The sequence below is a fragment of the Bradyrhizobium sp. BRP20 genome (assembly GCF_020194215.1).
Classification (GTDB): domain Bacteria; phylum Pseudomonadota; class Alphaproteobacteria; order Rhizobiales; family Xanthobacteraceae; genus Bradyrhizobium; species Bradyrhizobium yuanmingense.
Map to the genome: position 1 here is coordinate 1 of NZ_JADYVY010000097.1, position 454 is coordinate 454.

The window sequence follows — 454 nt, forward strand, 5'->3', positions numbered from 1 at the left end:
CCACCGACGGGATGCCGTTGTCGCTGCAGCTGGCCGGTCCCGCGTTCGGCGAGGCGGCGATCCTGCGGGTCGGCGACGCGTTCCAGCAGAGCACCGACTGGCACCTGCGCGTGCCGCGGCCGGCCGGCGTGGCCGCGGCCTGAGAGGAGAGAACATGGACGACCTGACGATGGTGCGCGGCCTGCTCGCCGCCGCCGGCCTCACCACGAGCGAGGCGGAACTCGCCGCCTACGTCCCGGCCTACACCGGGCAGCGCGCCGCACTCGACGCCCTCTACGCGGTGCCGGAGGCCCGCTACACCGACCCGGCGCTGCGCTTCCGCGCCGGCGCCCGGATCGAGGACTGGGCCCGCTAGTCCGTCGCCTCGTCCGGGGACTCGGTGTCCAGGTCGTCGGTCAGGCCGCTCGGATCCTTCATGCGGCCCTCGCTGACCAGGGAGATCACCGGCAGGTGC

General features: G+C 74.4%; 1 protein-coding gene. It reads left to right on the forward strand.

Annotated features, from left to right (window positions below; translation table 11 throughout):
- Nucleotides 1-154 precede the first annotated feature (154 nt).
- Nucleotides 155-355, forward strand: a complete 201-nt coding sequence (locus I6F33_RS37960) for a hypothetical protein (protein WP_191247581.1) — start codon at nt 155-157, stop codon at nt 353-355.
- Nucleotides 356-454: the final 99 nt, after the last annotated feature.

Bases quoted from the DNA above. Each gene is read 5' to 3' on its own strand.
- I6F33_RS37960 (WP_191247581.1), top strand. From the start codon at position 155: ATGGACGACCTGACGATGGTGCGCGGCCTGCTCGCCGCCGCCGGCCTC.